Origin of the sequence: Ralstonia sp. NFACC01 (genome assembly GCF_900115545.1) — a bacterium.
In the GTDB taxonomy this organism is placed as follows: Bacteria; Pseudomonadota; Gammaproteobacteria; order Burkholderiales; family Burkholderiaceae; genus Ralstonia; species Ralstonia mojiangensis.
This window is the reverse complement of the sequence record NZ_FOWV01000010.1, coordinates 69017-84202: the sequence shown is the minus strand read 5'-3', so window position 1 is coordinate 84202 and position 15186 is coordinate 69017. Positions and strand designations below refer to the sequence as shown.

General features: G+C 63.1%; 12 protein-coding genes. All 12 read left to right on the top strand.

The features are described 5' to 3' along the window. The first annotated feature begins 119 nt into the window (after nucleotides 1–119). Nucleotides 120–845, top strand: coding sequence for a transposase (locus BM136_RS21990; protein WP_092975756.1), 726 nt, complete (start codon nucleotides 120–122; stop codon nucleotides 843–845). 262 nt (nucleotides 846–1107) lie between these two features. Continuing rightward, a complete protein-coding gene (locus tag BM136_RS21985) occupies nucleotides 1108–5820 on the top strand; it encodes a glutamate synthase-related protein (protein ID WP_254775733.1) in 4713 nt (1570 codons plus the stop codon). Between the two features lie 144 nt (nucleotides 5821–5964). Beyond that, on the top strand, nucleotides 5965–7428 hold the full coding sequence (locus BM136_RS21980; protein ID WP_092975753.1) for a glutamate synthase subunit beta: 1464 nt from the start codon (nucleotides 5965–5967) through the stop codon (nucleotides 7426–7428). A gap of 233 nt (nucleotides 7429–7661) precedes the next feature. Next, nucleotides 7662–8651, top strand: coding sequence for a Bug family tripartite tricarboxylate transporter substrate binding protein (locus BM136_RS21975; RefSeq protein ID WP_092975895.1), 990 nt, complete (start codon nucleotides 7662–7664; stop codon nucleotides 8649–8651). 269 nt (nucleotides 8652–8920) lie between these two features. Then, nucleotides 8921–9754, top strand: coding sequence for an ABC transporter ATP-binding protein (locus tag BM136_RS21970; RefSeq protein WP_092975892.1), 834 nt, complete (start codon nucleotides 8921–8923; stop codon nucleotides 9752–9754). Further along, nucleotides 9751–10518, top strand: a complete 768-nt coding sequence (gene mlaE / locus BM136_RS21965) for a lipid asymmetry maintenance ABC transporter permease subunit MlaE (protein ID WP_092975750.1) — start codon at nucleotides 9751–9753, stop codon at nucleotides 10516–10518. The genes BM136_RS21970 and mlaE overlap by 4 nt, the downstream gene beginning before the upstream one ends. Nucleotides 10519–10555: 37 nt before the next feature. Continuing rightward, entirely contained in the window at nucleotides 10556–11077 is a 522-nt protein-coding gene (mlaD, locus tag BM136_RS21960) for an outer membrane lipid asymmetry maintenance protein MlaD (RefSeq protein ID WP_024977847.1), read from the top strand. 3 nt (nucleotides 11078–11080) lie between these two features. After that, nucleotides 11081–11884, top strand: a complete 804-nt coding sequence (locus tag BM136_RS21955) for an MlaA family lipoprotein (RefSeq protein WP_092975747.1) — start codon at nucleotides 11081–11083, stop codon at nucleotides 11882–11884. A 152-nt stretch (nucleotides 11885–12036) separates the two neighbouring features. Next, the gene (locus tag BM136_RS21950) at nucleotides 12037–12672 is read left to right on the top strand and encodes an MlaC/ttg2D family ABC transporter substrate-binding protein (RefSeq protein ID WP_092975744.1); all 636 of its coding nucleotides are present in this window, start codon (nucleotides 12037–12039) and stop codon (nucleotides 12670–12672) included. A gap of 72 nt (nucleotides 12673–12744) precedes the next feature. After that, nucleotides 12745–13056 (top strand): STAS domain-containing protein, encoded by a 312-nt coding sequence (locus BM136_RS21945; RefSeq protein ID WP_092975741.1) that lies wholly within the window; start codon nucleotides 12745–12747, stop codon nucleotides 13054–13056. Between the two features lie 251 nt (nucleotides 13057–13307). Beyond that, on the top strand, nucleotides 13308–14273 hold the full coding sequence (locus tag BM136_RS21940) for an ABC transporter ATP-binding protein (protein WP_092975738.1): 966 nt from the start codon (nucleotides 13308–13310) through the stop codon (nucleotides 14271–14273). Next, entirely contained in the window at nucleotides 14270–15058 is a 789-nt protein-coding gene (locus BM136_RS21935; protein ID WP_045203042.1) for an ABC transporter permease, read from the top strand. The genes BM136_RS21940 and BM136_RS21935 overlap by 4 nt, the downstream gene beginning before the upstream one ends. The last annotated feature ends 128 nt before the right edge of the window (nucleotides 15059–15186 follow it).

Sequence of the window (15186 nt, the reverse complement as noted above, 5' to 3'; positions counted from 1 at the left end):
GCAAACTTCGCCGTCGCCTCTGCGCGACAGCCGCCATGCAAGCGTTTGCCTGCTAAAAATTGGGGACAGGTTCGCCGGGTTCAGGCTACGATGGCGCTTTTCGCTGCCCTGTCTGTTCCATGGCCCGCCTGCCTCGCCTCAGTCCTACGGATATTCCTGTGCACGTGTTGCAGCGCGGCAACAACCGGCAGATCGTTTTTCGCGGCGACGACGACTACGCGTTCTATCTCGACACGTTGCGCATGGCCGCGCGCGAGCACGACTTCGCCGTCCATGGCTTCTCGCTGATGCCGAATCACGTTCATCTGGTGGGGACGCCCAAGGTGGCGGACAGCCTTTCGCGCACGCTGCAGGCGGTCGGACGGCGCTATACGCGGTACTTCAACGCCGCCGCTGATCGCAGTGGAACGCTGTGGGAAGGGCGTTTCCGCTCAACCGTGCTGGACCCGGCTGAGTGGGTCTTGCCGATGCTGTTGTATGTGGAATCCAACGCCGTGCGCGCGGGTCTCGTCAGCACGCCGGAAGACGACCGATGGAGCACATATCGCCATCATGTGGGAATCCAATCCATTCCGTGGGTGAGTGACCACTATTGTTATTGGCGGCTTGGCAATACGCCTTTCGAGCGCCAATCTCGCTATCGAACGTTGTGGCACGAAGGTTTGGGTTCAGACCAGCTGGCGCAGATTCGTCAGCATGTGCACAGCGGCTGGCCGCTCGGAAACGAGGCGTTTCTCGCGACGCTGGCACGCGCCGGCGGCCGTCGCGTTGCGCCATTGCCCAAGGGGCGACCGCCCCGCCAACTCGCAGAAGTGGGAGCGGAGGACAGCGCGCGCACCGAATAGCGAGGTAGTGGAGCCGTCACGCTCAGTCGCAGCAATTGCGGTCGAATTTAATCTGTCCCCATTAGTAAACCCGCACTGTTGTCGTGCATTTATTAATTAACTCTGACCCCATTTAAAAACTTTTGCCTGTTACGGGCCACTCTTTTATATTCATTTCACCCCGCATTCATGGTGCGGCGCGCCATTGCCTGTCTGCCACCGCATTCGCACGATCGCGAGGGCTTTCTGCGGCGCGCTGTGCCCACAACATCGGAAGATCGCCGTGGAACAACATTCCTTCCCCGCCGCGCCGTCGGCCCAGGGTCTGTACGACCCGACCAATGAACACGACGCTTGCGGCGTCGGCTTCGTCGCTCACATCAAGGGCAAGAAGAGCCACGAGATCGTCCAGCAGGGCCTGCGTATCCTGCACAACCTCGACCACCGAGGCGCCGTCGGTGCTGACCCGCTGATGGGCGACGGCGCGGGCATCCTGCTGCAGATTCCCGACCAGTTCTTCCGTGAAGAGATGGCGAAGCAGGGCATCAATCTGCCGCCGGCCGGCGAATATGGTGTCGGCATGATCTTCCTGCCGAAGGAACACGCGTCGCGCTTGGCCTGCGAACAGGAACTCGAGCGCACCGTGCGTCTGGAAGGCCAGGTCGTGCTGGGCTGGCGCGACGTGCCGGTCGACAAGACCATGCCGATGTCGCCGACGGTGCAGAAGACCGAGCCGGTGATCCGCCAGATCTTCATCGGGCGTGGCCGCGACATCATGACCACTGACGCGCTGGAGCGGAAGCTGTACGTGATCCGCAAGACCGCCAGCCACGCGATCCAGGCACTCAAGCTCAAGCACGGCAAGGAATACTTCGTGCCGTCGATGTCGGCGCGCACGATCGTCTACAAGGGCCTGCTCTTGTGCGAGCAGGTGGGCCGCTATTACCAGGACCTGGCAGACCCGCGCACGGTGTCGGCGCTGGCGCTGGTGCACCAGCGTTTTTCGACCAACACGTTCCCGGCCTGGGAACTGGCGCACCCGTACCGCATGGTTGCGCACAACGGCGAAATCAACACCGTCAAGGGCAACGTCAACTGGATCAATGCGCGTACGGGCGGCATCTCGTCGCCGGTGCTGGGCGATGATCTGCCCAAGCTGTGGCCGCTGATCTATCCGGGCCAGTCGGATACCGCATCGTTCGACAACTGCCTCGAACTGCTGACGATGGCCGGCTACCCGTTGGCCCAGGCGATGATGATGATGATTCCGGAAGCGTGGGAACAGCACACGCTGATGGATGACAATCGCCGCGCATTCTACGAATACCACGCTGCGATGATGGAGCCGTGGGACGGCCCTGCCGCCATCTGCTTTACCGACGGCCGCCAGATCGGCGCGACGCTCGACCGTAACGGCCTGCGTCCGGCGCGCTACTACGTGACCGACGACGACATGGTCGTGATGGCCTCGGAAGCCGGCGTGCTGCCGATTCCCGAGTCGCGCATCGTCAAGAAGTGGCGTCTGCAGCCGGGCAAGATGTTCCTGATCGACATGGAGCAGGGCCGCATCATCGACGACAAGGAACTCAAGGACAACCTGGCCAACGCCAAGCCGTACAAGAGCTGGATCGATGCCGTGCGCATCAAGCTCGACGAGCTGGACGCGAAGCCCGAAGACGTGGCCGCCGAGACCAAGCCGGCCGCCAAGCTGCTGGATCGCCAGCAGGCCTTCGCCTATACGCAGGAAGACGTCAAGTTCCTGATGACCCCGATGGCTGCCAACGGCGAAGAAGCCGCGGGCTCCATGGGTAACGACAGCCCGCTGGCCGTGCTGTCGTCCAAGAACAAGACGCTTTACAACTACTTCAAGCAACTGTTCGCGCAGGTCACGAACCCGCCGATCGACCCGATCCGCGAAAACGTGGTGATGTCGCTCGTCTCGTTCATCGGGCCGAAGCCGAACCTGCTTGAGCTGAACAACATCAACCCGCCGATGCGTCTTGAAGTGAGCCAGCCCGTGCTGGACTTCAAGGACATGGCGAAGATCCGCAACATCGAGCACTACACCGGCGGCAAGTTCATGTCTTATGAGCTGGACATCTGCTATCCGGTGGCGTGGGGCAAGGAAGGCATCGAGGCGCGCCTGGCGTCGCTGTGCGCCGAGGCCGTCGATGCGGTCAAGTCGGGCTACAACATCCTGATCGTGTCCGACCGCGCGGTCGACGAGAAGCAGGCTGCCATTCCGGCGCTGCTGGCTACGTCCGCCATCCACCATCACCTGGTGGAGAAGGGCCTGCGCACAAGCACGGGTCTGGTCGTCGAAACGGGTTCGGCCCGCGAAGTGCACCACTTCGCGCTGCTGGCCGGCTATGGCGCAGAAGCCGTGCACCCGTACCTAGCGATGGAGACGCTCGCCGAATTGGCGCCGGGTCTGGGCCTGACCGCCGAAAAAGCCATCTACAACTTCACCAAGGCGATCGGCAAGGGCCTGCACAAGGTGATGTCCAAGATGGGCATTTCGACGTACATGTCGTACACGGGCGCGCAGATCTTCGAAGCGATCGGCCTGTCACGTGAACTAGTCGACAAGTACTTCCACGGCACCGCATCTAACGTCGGCGGCATCGGCATCTTCGAGGTGGCTGAAGAGGCGCTGCGCTTGCACCGTGACGCCTTTGGCGATGCGCCGGTGCTGGCGAACATGCTGGATGCCGGTGGCGAATACGCCTACCGCGTCCGCGGCGAAGAGCACATGTGGACCCCGGATTCGATCGCCAAGCTGCAGCACGCGACGCGCGCGAATTCGTACCAGACGTACAAGGAATACGCGAACCTGATCAACGATCAGAGCAAGCGCCACATGACGCTGCGCGGTCTGTTCGAGTTCAAGGTTGACCCGGCACGCGCGATTCCGCTGGAAGAAGTCGAACCGGCCAAGGAGATCGTCAAGCGCTTTGCAACCGGCGCCATGTCGCTGGGTTCGATCTCAACCGAAGCGCACACCACGCTGGCCGTGGCGATGAACCGTATCGGCGGCAAGTCGAACACAGGCGAAGGCGGTGAAGACGAGCGCCGTTACCGCAACGAACTGCGCGGCATTCCCATCAAGCAGGGCACGAAGCTGTCGGACGTGATCGGCCGCGAAGTGGTCGAGCGCGATCTGGAACTGCAAGAGGGCGATTCGCTGCGTTCGAAGATCAAGCAGGTGGCGTCGGGTCGTTTCGGCGTGACGGCTGAGTATCTGGCTTCGGCTGATCAGATCCAGATCAAGATGGCGCAGGGCGCCAAGCCTGGCGAAGGCGGTCAGCTGCCTGGCCACAAGGTCACGGATTACATCGGCAAGCTGCGTTATGCGGTGCCGGGCGTGGGCCTGATCTCGCCGCCGCCGCACCACGACATTTACTCGATCGAAGATCTGGCACAGCTCATCCACGACCTGAAGAACGTGAACCCGCGTTCGGACGTTTCGGTCAAGCTTGTGTCGGAAGTGGGCGTGGGCACGGTGGCCGCAGGTGTTGCCAAGGCCAAGGCCGATCACGTGGTGATCGCGGGCCACGACGGCGGCACCGGCGCTTCGCCGTGGTCGTCGATCAAGCATGCCGGCACGCCGTGGGAGCTGGGTCTGGCCGAAACGCAGCAGACGCTGATGCTCAACGGCTTGCGCAACCGCATCCGCGTGCAGGCCGACGGCCAGATGAAGACCGGCCGTGACGTCGTGATCGGCGCGCTGCTGGGTGCAGACGAGTTTGGCTTCGCCACCGCACCGCTGGTGGTCGAAGGCTGCATCATGATGCGCAAGTGCCACCTGAACACCTGCCCGGTGGGTGTGGCGACGCAGGATCCGGTGCTGCGCAAGAAGTTCTCGGGCAAGCCCGAGCATGTGGTGAACTACTTCTTCTTCGTGGCCGAAGAAGTGCGCGAAATCATGGCGCAGCTCGGCATCCGCACCTTCAACGAACTGATTGGTCGCGCGGATCTGCTCGACACGAAGTCCGGCATCGAACACTGGAAGGCCCGCGGTCTGGACTTCGCGCGCATCTTCTATCAGCCGGCCAAGAAGGAAGGCGAGCCGTGTTATCAGGTCGACGTGCAAGACCATGGTCTTGATCGCGCACTGGATCACCAGCTCATCGAGAAGGCCAAGGCTGCGCTGGAAAAGGGCGAGCGCGTGTCGTTCATCCAGCCGGTGCGCAACGTCAACCGCACCGTGGGCGCGATGCTGTCGGGTGAAGTGGCCAAGCGCTACGGCCACGAAGGTCTGCCCGATGACTCGATCCACGTGCAGATGCAGGGCACGGCTGGCCAGTCGTTCGGTGCGTTCCTGGCACACGGCGTGACACTGGACCTGGTGGGCGACGGCAACGACTACGTGGGCAAGGGCCTGTCGGGCGGTCGCGTGATCGTGCGCCCGCCGCATGAGTTCCGCGGTGAGCCGACCAACAACATCATCGTCGGCAATACTGTGCTGTACGGCGCGCTGGCTGGTGAGGCGTTCTTCAACGGCGTGGCCGGCGAGCGCTTTGCGGTGCGCAACTCCGGCGCCACCACGGTGGTGGAAGGCACGGGCGACCACGGCTGCGAATACATGACCGGAGGCACCGTCGTCGTGTTGGGTACCACCGGCCGCAACTTCGCGGCAGGCATGTCGGGCGGCGTTGCCTACGTCTATGACGAAGACGGCCTGTTCGACAAGCGCTGCAACACGGCGCAGGTCGCACTGGAATCCGTGCTGTCGGCAGCAGACCAGGAGAAGGCGCATACCCCGTCGACCTGGCACAAGGTGAACGGCGAGCGCGTGCTCGACGAGCAACTGCTCAAGGCGCTGGTGGAAAAGCACTTCCGCTACACCGGCTCCGAGCGTGCCAAGGAACTGCTGGCCGACTGGAACAACGCGCGCCGTCGCTTCGTCAAGGTCTTCCCGACCGAGTACAAGCGTGCACTGACCGAGATGTACGAGCGCGAACAGGAAGCGGGCCGCGAACAGATCGCCGCCTGAACCTGATTCCAAGCGACTTGGCGGGTTGTCGATCGATGATCGGCTCCCGCCGCCACTGAATACAACGCAACCTCACAAGACAGGCCCGACTGCCTGCTCAGCACGACTGTGCCGGCAGAGCAGCATCGGGTCAGGAAGGACACCATGGGCAAGGCGACCGGTTTTCTCGAATTTCCCCGCCAGAACGAGGCATACGAAGCGCCCGAAGCGCGCGTGAAGCATTACAAGGAGTTCGTGTTCGCGCTGGCGGACAACGAAGCCAAGATCCAGGGCGCACGTTGCATGGACTGCGGCATTCCGTTCTGCAACAACGGCTGCCCCGTCAACAACATCATTCCGGACTTCAATGACCTGGTGTATCGCCAGGACTGGAAGACCGCGATTGAGGTGCTGCATTCGACCAACAACTTCCCCGAGTTCACGGGCCGCATCTGCCCGGCACCGTGCGAAGCGGCGTGCACGCTGGGCATCAACGAGCTGCCGGTCGGTATCAAGTCGATCGAGCACGCCATCATCGACAAGGCTTGGGAAGAAGGCTGGGTGGCACCGCAAGTGCCGAAGCACAAGACCGGCAAGACTGTGGCCGTGGTCGGCTCGGGCCCGGCTGGCATGGCCGCTGCGCAGCAACTGGCACGCGCTGGCCACGACGTGACGCTGTTCGAAAAGAACGACCGCATTGGCGGCCTGCTGCGCTACGGCATCCCCGACTTCAAGCTGGAAAAGGCGCAGATCGACCGCCGCATGCAGCAGATGGAAGCCGAGGGCGTGACGTTCCGCACCGGCGTGATGGTGGGCGACAAGACGGTTCCGGCCGGCATCACCAACGACGCGCGGGAGATGATCTCTGCCGACGACATCCTCAAGCAATTCGACGCCGTCGTGCTGACGGGTGGTTCGGAAGTGCCGCGCGATCTGCCGGTGCCGGGCCGTGATCTGGACGGCGTGCATTACGCGCTGGAATTCCTGATCCCGCAGAACAAGGAAGTGGCCGGCGATGCACCGAACCCGATCCGCGCAGATGGCAAGCACGTCATCGTGATCGGCGGTGGTGATACGGGCTCTGACTGCGTGGGCACATCCAACCGCCATGGCGCGGCGTCGGTCACGCAGTTCGAACTGCTGCCGCGTCCGCCCGAAGAAGAGAACAAGCCGCTGGTGTGGCCGTACTGGCCGATCAAGCTGCGCACGTCGTCGTCGCATGACGAAGGCTGCGAGCGCGACTGGTCGGTCGCCACCAAGGCGCTGATCGGCGAGAACGGCCGGGTGACGGGCCTCACCGCCGTGCGCCTGGAGTGGAAGGACGGCAAGATGGCCGAAGTTGCAGGCAGCGAGTTCACGCTCAAGGCTGATCTCGTGCTGCTTGCGATGGGCTTTACCAACCCGGTCGGCGGCGTGCTGGATGCCTTTGGCGTGACCAAGGATGCGCGCAACAACGCGCGTGCCGCCACCGAAGGCGACAACGCTTACGCCACCAACGTGCCGAAGGTCTTCGCCGCCGGTGATGTACGCCGCGGCCAGTCGCTCGTCGTGTGGGCCATCCGGGAAGGCCGTCAAGCCGCCCGCTCGGTCGACGCGTTTCTCATGGGCCATTCGGAACTGCCGCGCTGACCACGCGGTTGACCGGATGACTCAGGCCCGCCTTGGCGGGCCTTTTTGTTTGTGACGCACGTGTTTTGGCGCGCGCGTCATGCCTCATGGTTTACGTCGACATGGTTTACATGAGTGCAGGGCGGACGGGCGGATTTCTAGAATGAGATCTCCCCGTGATCCCAACCTGCCTCATGCAATCGCGTGCCCGCAATGTGCGTGCAGATTTGACCCACGCGCCCGATGTGCCGCATATGCCGGACCCGCAGCGGCGGCGGGCGCTTGCGTGGCTGGGTGTGCTGCCGACAATGCTGACGTCGCCCGCGCATGCATTGCTGCAAGGGTATCCCTCGCAACCGCTGCGTCTGGTCGTGCCGGCGGCGGAAGGCAGCGCGTTTGACGCACTTGCCCGGGCACTGGCGACGCAATTGCAACAGCAGGTCGGCCGCGAGGTGGGCGTCGAAGATCGCCCCGCAGCCAACGGCATGGCCGCCGGTGAGGCCGTGGCCCGTGCGCCGTCCGATGGCCATACGTTACTGCTTCAACAGACCACGTTCGTCACCCAGCCCGCGCTGGAACCAGCGTCGTATGACCCGCTGCGAGATTTTCAGCCGGTGGCGATGGTGGCCACGCTGCCGCTGTTTCTCGCCGTGGATGCGCGCTTGCCGATCTACTCCATCACTGATCTGCTCGCACAGGCGCGCGGCGAGTCCGTCACGGTCAATTGCGGCTCGGATATCGTCGGCACGTGGTCGCACCTTGTCGCCGAGCAGTTTGTGCGCGACTACGCTTTCCATGCGCCGCATGTGGCCGTTCGCGGTGAAGCGGGGCTCGTGCAACAGATCCTGGCGGGGCGCATGACGGCGTGTTTCGCCTGCTATCCGAGCGTGGCGGCCGCCGCGGCCAATGGCCAGCTACGGTTGCTCGGGGTGACGGGCGGGGCTCGCTCGCGTTTCGCGCCCGCCGTGCCGACGCTGCGCGAAGGCGGTCTCGCCGGATTCGATCGCAGCGCCTGGATCGGCACTTTCATGCCGGCGCGCACACCCCGCCTCCTGTCGATGCGCGCAGCGGCCGAACTGCGCCGCGCCGTCGCCTCGGGTGACGTCCACGCTACGTTGCGTGCCGGCGGCTTCGAGCCGGAATGGGATGCCCCCGACACGTTTGCCCAGGCCGTGCGCCGTGATGCCACGCATTGGCAAGGGGTGATTCGCCAGGCCGATCTACGTCTCGATAGCGGCGAATAGGCCACTTCCGCTGCCGGTCTGCCGCACCAGCCCAGCTTCGCAAGCGCACCACTTTCAGCAACCCGCAAGGCCCGAAAACCCGCGGCGCGGCGAACAAGCCACACTAACTGTCGGTAAGCAAGGCGTGACTGACGGGCTACGCGGGTTTCCACCTATAATGGCGGGCCGCGCGAAGCCGCCCTTGTTGGCGAGCCCGCGGAAGTCAAGACAACGAGATGCGGCAGCATGAAAGCCGCCAACCTGCCGAGCCCTCTGCACCGATCTCCACCGTGTCCACCCAGCCTTCCAACGCCGTTGTCGAACTCGATCAGGTCGATTTCGCCTATCAGCCAGGCGCGCGGCGCATTCTGTCCGGCCTGTGCATGCGCGTGCCCAGGGGCAGCGTGGTGGCCGTCATGGGCGGCTCGGGCTGCGGCAAGACGACGATTCTGCGCTTGATTGGCGGCCAAGTGGCCGCTGCCGCCGGCACAGTGCGCGTACAAGGCCAGGACATCGGCGCCATGGACAAGCGAGAGCTGTACGCGGCGCGCCGGCAGATGGGCATGCTGTTCCAGTTCGGAGCGCTGTTTACCGATCTGTCCGTGTTCGACAATGTGGCATTTCCACTGCGCGAACATACCGAACTGCCCGAACTGCTTATCCGCGATCTGGTGCTGATGAAGCTCAACGCCGTCGGCCTGCGCGGTGCGCGCGACCTGATGCCCTCGGAGATTTCTGGCGGTATGGCGCGGCGCGTGGCATTGGCGCGGGCGATCGCGCTCGATCCGTCGCTCCTCCTTTACGACGAGCCGTTCGCCGGGCTGGACCCGATCTCGCTGGGCCTGACCGCCTCGCTCATCCGCAAGCTGAACGACGCGCTGGGCGCGACCAGCATCATCGTCTCGCACGACGTGCAGGAGACGTTCCGCATCGCCGATTACGTCTACTTCATCGCCAACGGTAGCATTGCCGCGCAGGGCACGCCGGCTGAGCTCACCGCGTCGACCGATCCGTTTGTGCGCCAGTTCGTGCGTGGCGAGGCGGACGGCCCTGTGCCGTTCCACTATCCCGGGGCGCCCCTGGCCGATGACTTCGGTCTGGGCAAGAGCGGAGGCGCACGGTGATCTCTACCATCGGCCGCTTTGTTCTGGTGCTGGTCAGCCGCTTCGGCTACGCCGCGCGCACGTTGATTTCGCTCATTGGTGCTTCCGGCGATGTGCTTCGCCGCCCGCGCCTGGTGATCGAGCAACTGCGCTTTGTCGGCAATGATTCGTTCATCATCATTGCCGTATCGGGGCTGTTTGTTGGCTTCGTGCTTGGCTTGCAGGGATACAACACGCTTAATCGATACGGCTCCGAGCAGGCGCTGGGCCTGCTGGTGGCGCTGTCGCTGGTGCGCGAGCTTGGGCCGGTGGTGACGGCACTGCTGTTTGCCGGTCGCGCCGGTACCTCGCTGACGGCCGAGATTGGCTTGATGAAGGCCGGCGAGCAACTGATCGCCATGGAAATGATGGCCGTCGATCCGCTGGCCCGCGTGCTGGCGCCGCGCTTCTGGGCCGGTTTCATCGCCATGCCGCTTCTGGCCGCGATTTTCAGTGCGGTCGGTATTCTGGGCGGATACTTCGTCGGGGTCGGGCTGATTGGCGTGGACCCTGGGGCGTTCTGGTCGCAGATGCAGGCCGGCGTGGATGTCATGGACGACGTGCTCAACGGCGTCATCAAGAGTGTCGTGTTTGGTGTGGCGGTCACCTTCATTGCGCTGTATCAGGGCTATGAGGCCAAGGCCACGCCGGAAGGCGTCTCGCGCGCGACTACCCGGACGGTGGTGATCGCGTCGCTCACTGTACTGGCGCTGGATTTCGTGCTCACGGCACTGATGTTCAACTGAGCCGCCGGTTGTCGTTAGCGTTCAACGAGAAAAGATCATGCGTAAAAGCGTCCTCGATTTCTGGGTCGGCCTATTTGTTCTGGTGGGCATCATTGCGCTGCTATTCCTGGCGCTCAAGGCGGGCAATATGAGTTCGTTCTCGTTTGCCAAGACTTACCAGGTGAAGGCGGCCTTCGACAATATCGGTGGCTTGAAGGTGCGGGCCCCGGTCAAGAGTTCGGGTGTGGTCGTCGGCCGTGTGTCGCAGATCCTCTTCGACGACAAGAGCTACCAGGCAATCGCCGTGCTCGACATGGATCAGCGCTATCAGTTTCCGAAAGACAGTTCGGCCAAGGTTCTGACCTCGGGTCTGCTGGGTGAGCAATACATCGGTATTGAACCGGGCGGTGACTCGGCCATGCTCGCCAGCGGCAGCAAGATCACGATGACCCAGTCGGCGGTGGTGCTGGAAAACCTGATCAGCCAGTTCCTGTACAGCAAGGCTGCGGATGCCGGTGCCGGCAGCGCAAATGGCAGTGCCGGCGGAGCCAAGCCGGCCGAGGGCAGTGGGAGTAAATAAACCATGAAAACAACAACATCCATCCATACGCTGCGCGGTTTTGTGCTGGCCGTGGCCGCTGGCGCTACGCTGCTGGCCGGCTGTGCAACGGGGCCGAATGCCAATCCGGCAGACCCGATCGAGCCGTTCAACCGCGAAGTCTTCCGCATCAATGAGGACCTCGACAAGGGCGTGCTGAAGCCGGTTGCGCAAACGTATGTCGATGTGGTGCCGTCGCCGGCGCGCACTGCCGTGTCGAATTTCTTCTCGAATGCGGGCGATGTCTATTCGGCCGTCAACAACCTGCTGCAGTTGAAGGGGACGGCCGCGCTGGAAGACACCATGCGTGTGGCGATCAATACGGTGTTGGGGCTGGGTGGTCTGATCGACATTGCGTCGGACGCCGGCCTGCCGAAACACAAGGAAGACTTCGGCCAGACACTGGGTGTATGGGGCGTGCCGTCGGGTCCGTACGTCGTTTGGCCGTTGCTCGGCCCGAGCACCGCACGTGACACCGTGGGCTTCCTGGTCGACTGGCAGATGGATCCGCTCACGTATTGGCACGACAGCACGATCACCTATTCGCTGGCCGCGCTGCGCGTGGTTGACGTGCGTGCCAACCTGCTGGGCGCCAGCAATGTGTTCGAACAGGCCGCTGTCGACAAATACACCTTTCTGCGGGATGCCTATCTGCAGCGCCGCCGATACCTGATCTATGACGGCAACCTGCCGGAAGATCAGGACAACAAGAAATCGCCGGATACCGGTGACGCCACGGTCTCGCCGTACCAGCGCTTCACCCCCAACTGGCCGGTGTTCCGCCGCTGATCGGTACACGTAACAAGGTCGCCTCAAAGGTGACAAGGCGTAAAACTGGCCGGCTCGCACGAACTTGGCTGCGGGCGGTCTGTTCTAATCGCCAACAGGATTGCGGCGAATGTGCTGCAAGCGACCCGAAAATCACACTATAAGGACGCGATATGTTGAAGAAACTCCTCCGCTCCCTGTTCGCTGGCCTCACGCTGACGGCTGCCGTGGCAGCCGCGCCGGTCCACGCTCAGGAAGCCGATGCCCAGGCCACCGTCAAGACGGCTGTGGACGACGTGCTCACTACCATCAAGAGCGATCCGGAACTGCGCGGCGGTAACATGAGCAAGGTGTACCAGCTCGTCGACCAGAAGATCGTGCCGCGCGCCGATTTCAAACGCACCACGCAGATTGCCATGGGCCGCTTCTGGAACCAGGCGTCGCCGGAGCAACAGCAGCAGATTCAGGACGGTTTCAAAACGCTGCTGATCCGCACTTACGCGGGTGCGCTGTCGAACGTGAAAAACCAGACCGTTTCGTACAAGCCGTTCCGTGCGGCTGCCGATGACACCGACGTGGTAGTGCGCTCGACCGTGAACAATAACGGCGAGCCGGTGGCTCTGGACTACCGCCTTGAAAAGACGGCCGGTGGCTGGAAGGTGTACGACATCAACATCAGCGGCCTGTGGCTGTCGGAAACGTACAAGAACCAGTTTGCCGATGTCATCAGCAAACGTGGCGGCGTGGCGGGCCTTGTGAGCTTCCTGAACGAGCGCAACTCGCAGCTTGAGAAGGGCCCGGCAAAGTAAGCGGCCTTCCGGTAGAATCGACACAGCGGTCACTCGGCCGCTGTTTCTTTTTCCGACGCATCCACTTCCACCATGTTGACCTTGTCCGGCCCGCTGACTCACCGCGAAGCGCCGCGCGTTCTGCGCGAGGGCGAGGCTCAGCTTGGCCAAGCGCGCGAAGCCGGCATTGCCGCGTTGCACGTCGATTGCGCTGGCCTGTCGCAGGTTGATTCGTGTGCGCTGGCTGTGCTGCTGTCGTGGCAGCGCACGGCGCAGGATGCCGGTATCGCGCTTGATATCGCAGGCGCTCCGCAAGCGCTGTCCAATCTCGCCACGCTGTACGGCGTGGAGTCTCTGCTGGCCGTCGCGCCAGCTCCTGCTGCCCCCCATCACGCTCGACATTGAGGCGGCGTCCGGTGCGGGACGCGGGGCGATTCCCCCGAACCCGTCATCGCGATGCCGCGCTCCGGTCGGGGCGTCGCGCGCGCCCTCGGCATTCGCGGTTCGGCGTCGTCAGCTGTGGCGCCGTGAGTTGGTGCAGTTCCCCTATAATTCTGGGTTTGTCGCTCTGCAGCCGCCGTGTGCGGTATTCGCGGCCGTCATGGTCTTGTCGATCCACGGTCCTGAGATGCGCAGAGTAGTTCACTTTGTCGGCCATGAAAGCCATCGAAATCGCTGACGTCCGTAAGCGCTACAAGTCGTTGCAAGCGCTCAAGGGCGTGAGCCTATCTGTCGAGCAGGGCGAGTTTTTCGGCTTGCTGGGCCCCAACGGCGCGGGCAAGACCACGCTGATCTCCATCCTTGCGGGCCTGAATCGTGCCGATTCCGGCCACGTACGCGTGCTTGGTCACGACGTCGTTACTGACTACCGCACGGCGCGCCGCAAGCTGGGCGTGGTGCCGCAGGAACTGGTGTTCGATCCGTTCTTCACGGTGCGCGAAACACTGCGCCTGCAGTCGGGTTACTTCGGGCTGACCAAGAACGACGATTGGATCGACGAGGTCATGGCCAACCTCGACCTCACCAGCAAGGCCGACGCCAATATGCGCGCCTTGTCGGGCGGCATGAAGCGCCGCGTGCTGGTGGCGCAGGCCCTGGTACATCGGCCGCCCGTGATCGTGCTGGACGAGCCGACCGCCGGTGTGGACGTCGAGTTGCGCCAGACGCTGTGGAAATTCATCTCGCGGCTGAACCGCGAAGGCCATACCGTCGTGCTGACCACGCACTACCTGGAAGAAGCCGAATCCCTGTGCGACCGCATCGCCATGCTCAAGTTTGGCGAAGTGGTGGCGCTTGATCGCACGGCGAATCTACTCTCGCAATTTTCCGGGCTGCAACTGGTGCTGAGCTTTGCGAAGGGAGCGCTGCCCGCGTCGCTGGAAGCCCTGCGCCTGCCGGGTAACCACGGCGAGCGCGGTGTGCGCTTGCGCCTGTCGGGCTATGGCGAGGTCGAACAGATTCTCTCCACATGCCGCCTCGCCGGCTGCGAGATCGACGACATGGAAGTCGCCAAGGCTGATCTGGAAGACGTATTCGTGCAGATCATGCGCCGCGAGGGCGGCTTGCCCGTCGGGCCTCAAACGCCTGCCATTCCCGATTCTGCGCTGGAGCCCGCTGCATGAACGCTATTCCCGAGAGCTTGCCGGGCCGTTGGGTCGGTTTCCGCACGCTGCTGTACAAGGAAGTGCTGCGCTTCTGGAAGGTGAGCTTTCAGACCGTCGCCGCGCCGGTGTTGACCGCGCTGCTGTATCTGCTGATCTTCGGGCACGTGCTGGAAGATCGGGTCAAGGTGTTCGACCAGTTGAGCTACACCGCTTTCCTGGTGCCTGGCCTGGTGATGATGAGCGTGCTGCAGAACGCGTTCGCAAACAGCTCGTCGTCGCTCATCCAGTCGAAGATCACAGGCAACCTGGTGTTCATCATGCTGCCGCCGCTGTCGCACTGGGAGATGTTTGGCGCGTACGTGTGCGCGTCTGTGATTCGCGGTCTGGCTGTGGGTACGGGCGTGCTGATCGTGACGACCTTGTTTGCGCACCTGCATTTCGCGCAGCCGCTGTGGATCATCGTGTTTGCCGTGCTGGGCGCGAGCGTGCTGGGCACGCTGGGGCTGATTGCCGGCATCTGGGCTGAAAAGTTCGACCAGCTTGCGGCGTTCCAGAACTTTCTGATCGTGCCGGCCACCTTCCTGGCGGGCGTGTTCTATTCGATTCATTCGCTGCCGCCGTTTTGGCAGGCGGTGTCCCACGCCAACCCGTTCTTCTACATGATCGACGGCTTCCGCTACGGCTTCTTCGGTGTGTCCGATGTGCCGGTGACGACGAGCCTCGGTGTGATGTTGATCGCGCTGGTCGTGGTGGGGGGAGTAGCCCTGCAGATGCTGCGCACGGGCTACAAGCTGCGCCATTGATGCGTCGATAAGAGACCGCTGAAAAATGATTCCGACGGCCCAGGGCCTCCTTGCCGTACTGCATGTAGCGTCTGCATCGGCCTTGAACCGTCAGAACCGTTTCGCTTCATTTTGCAGCGATCTCTAAA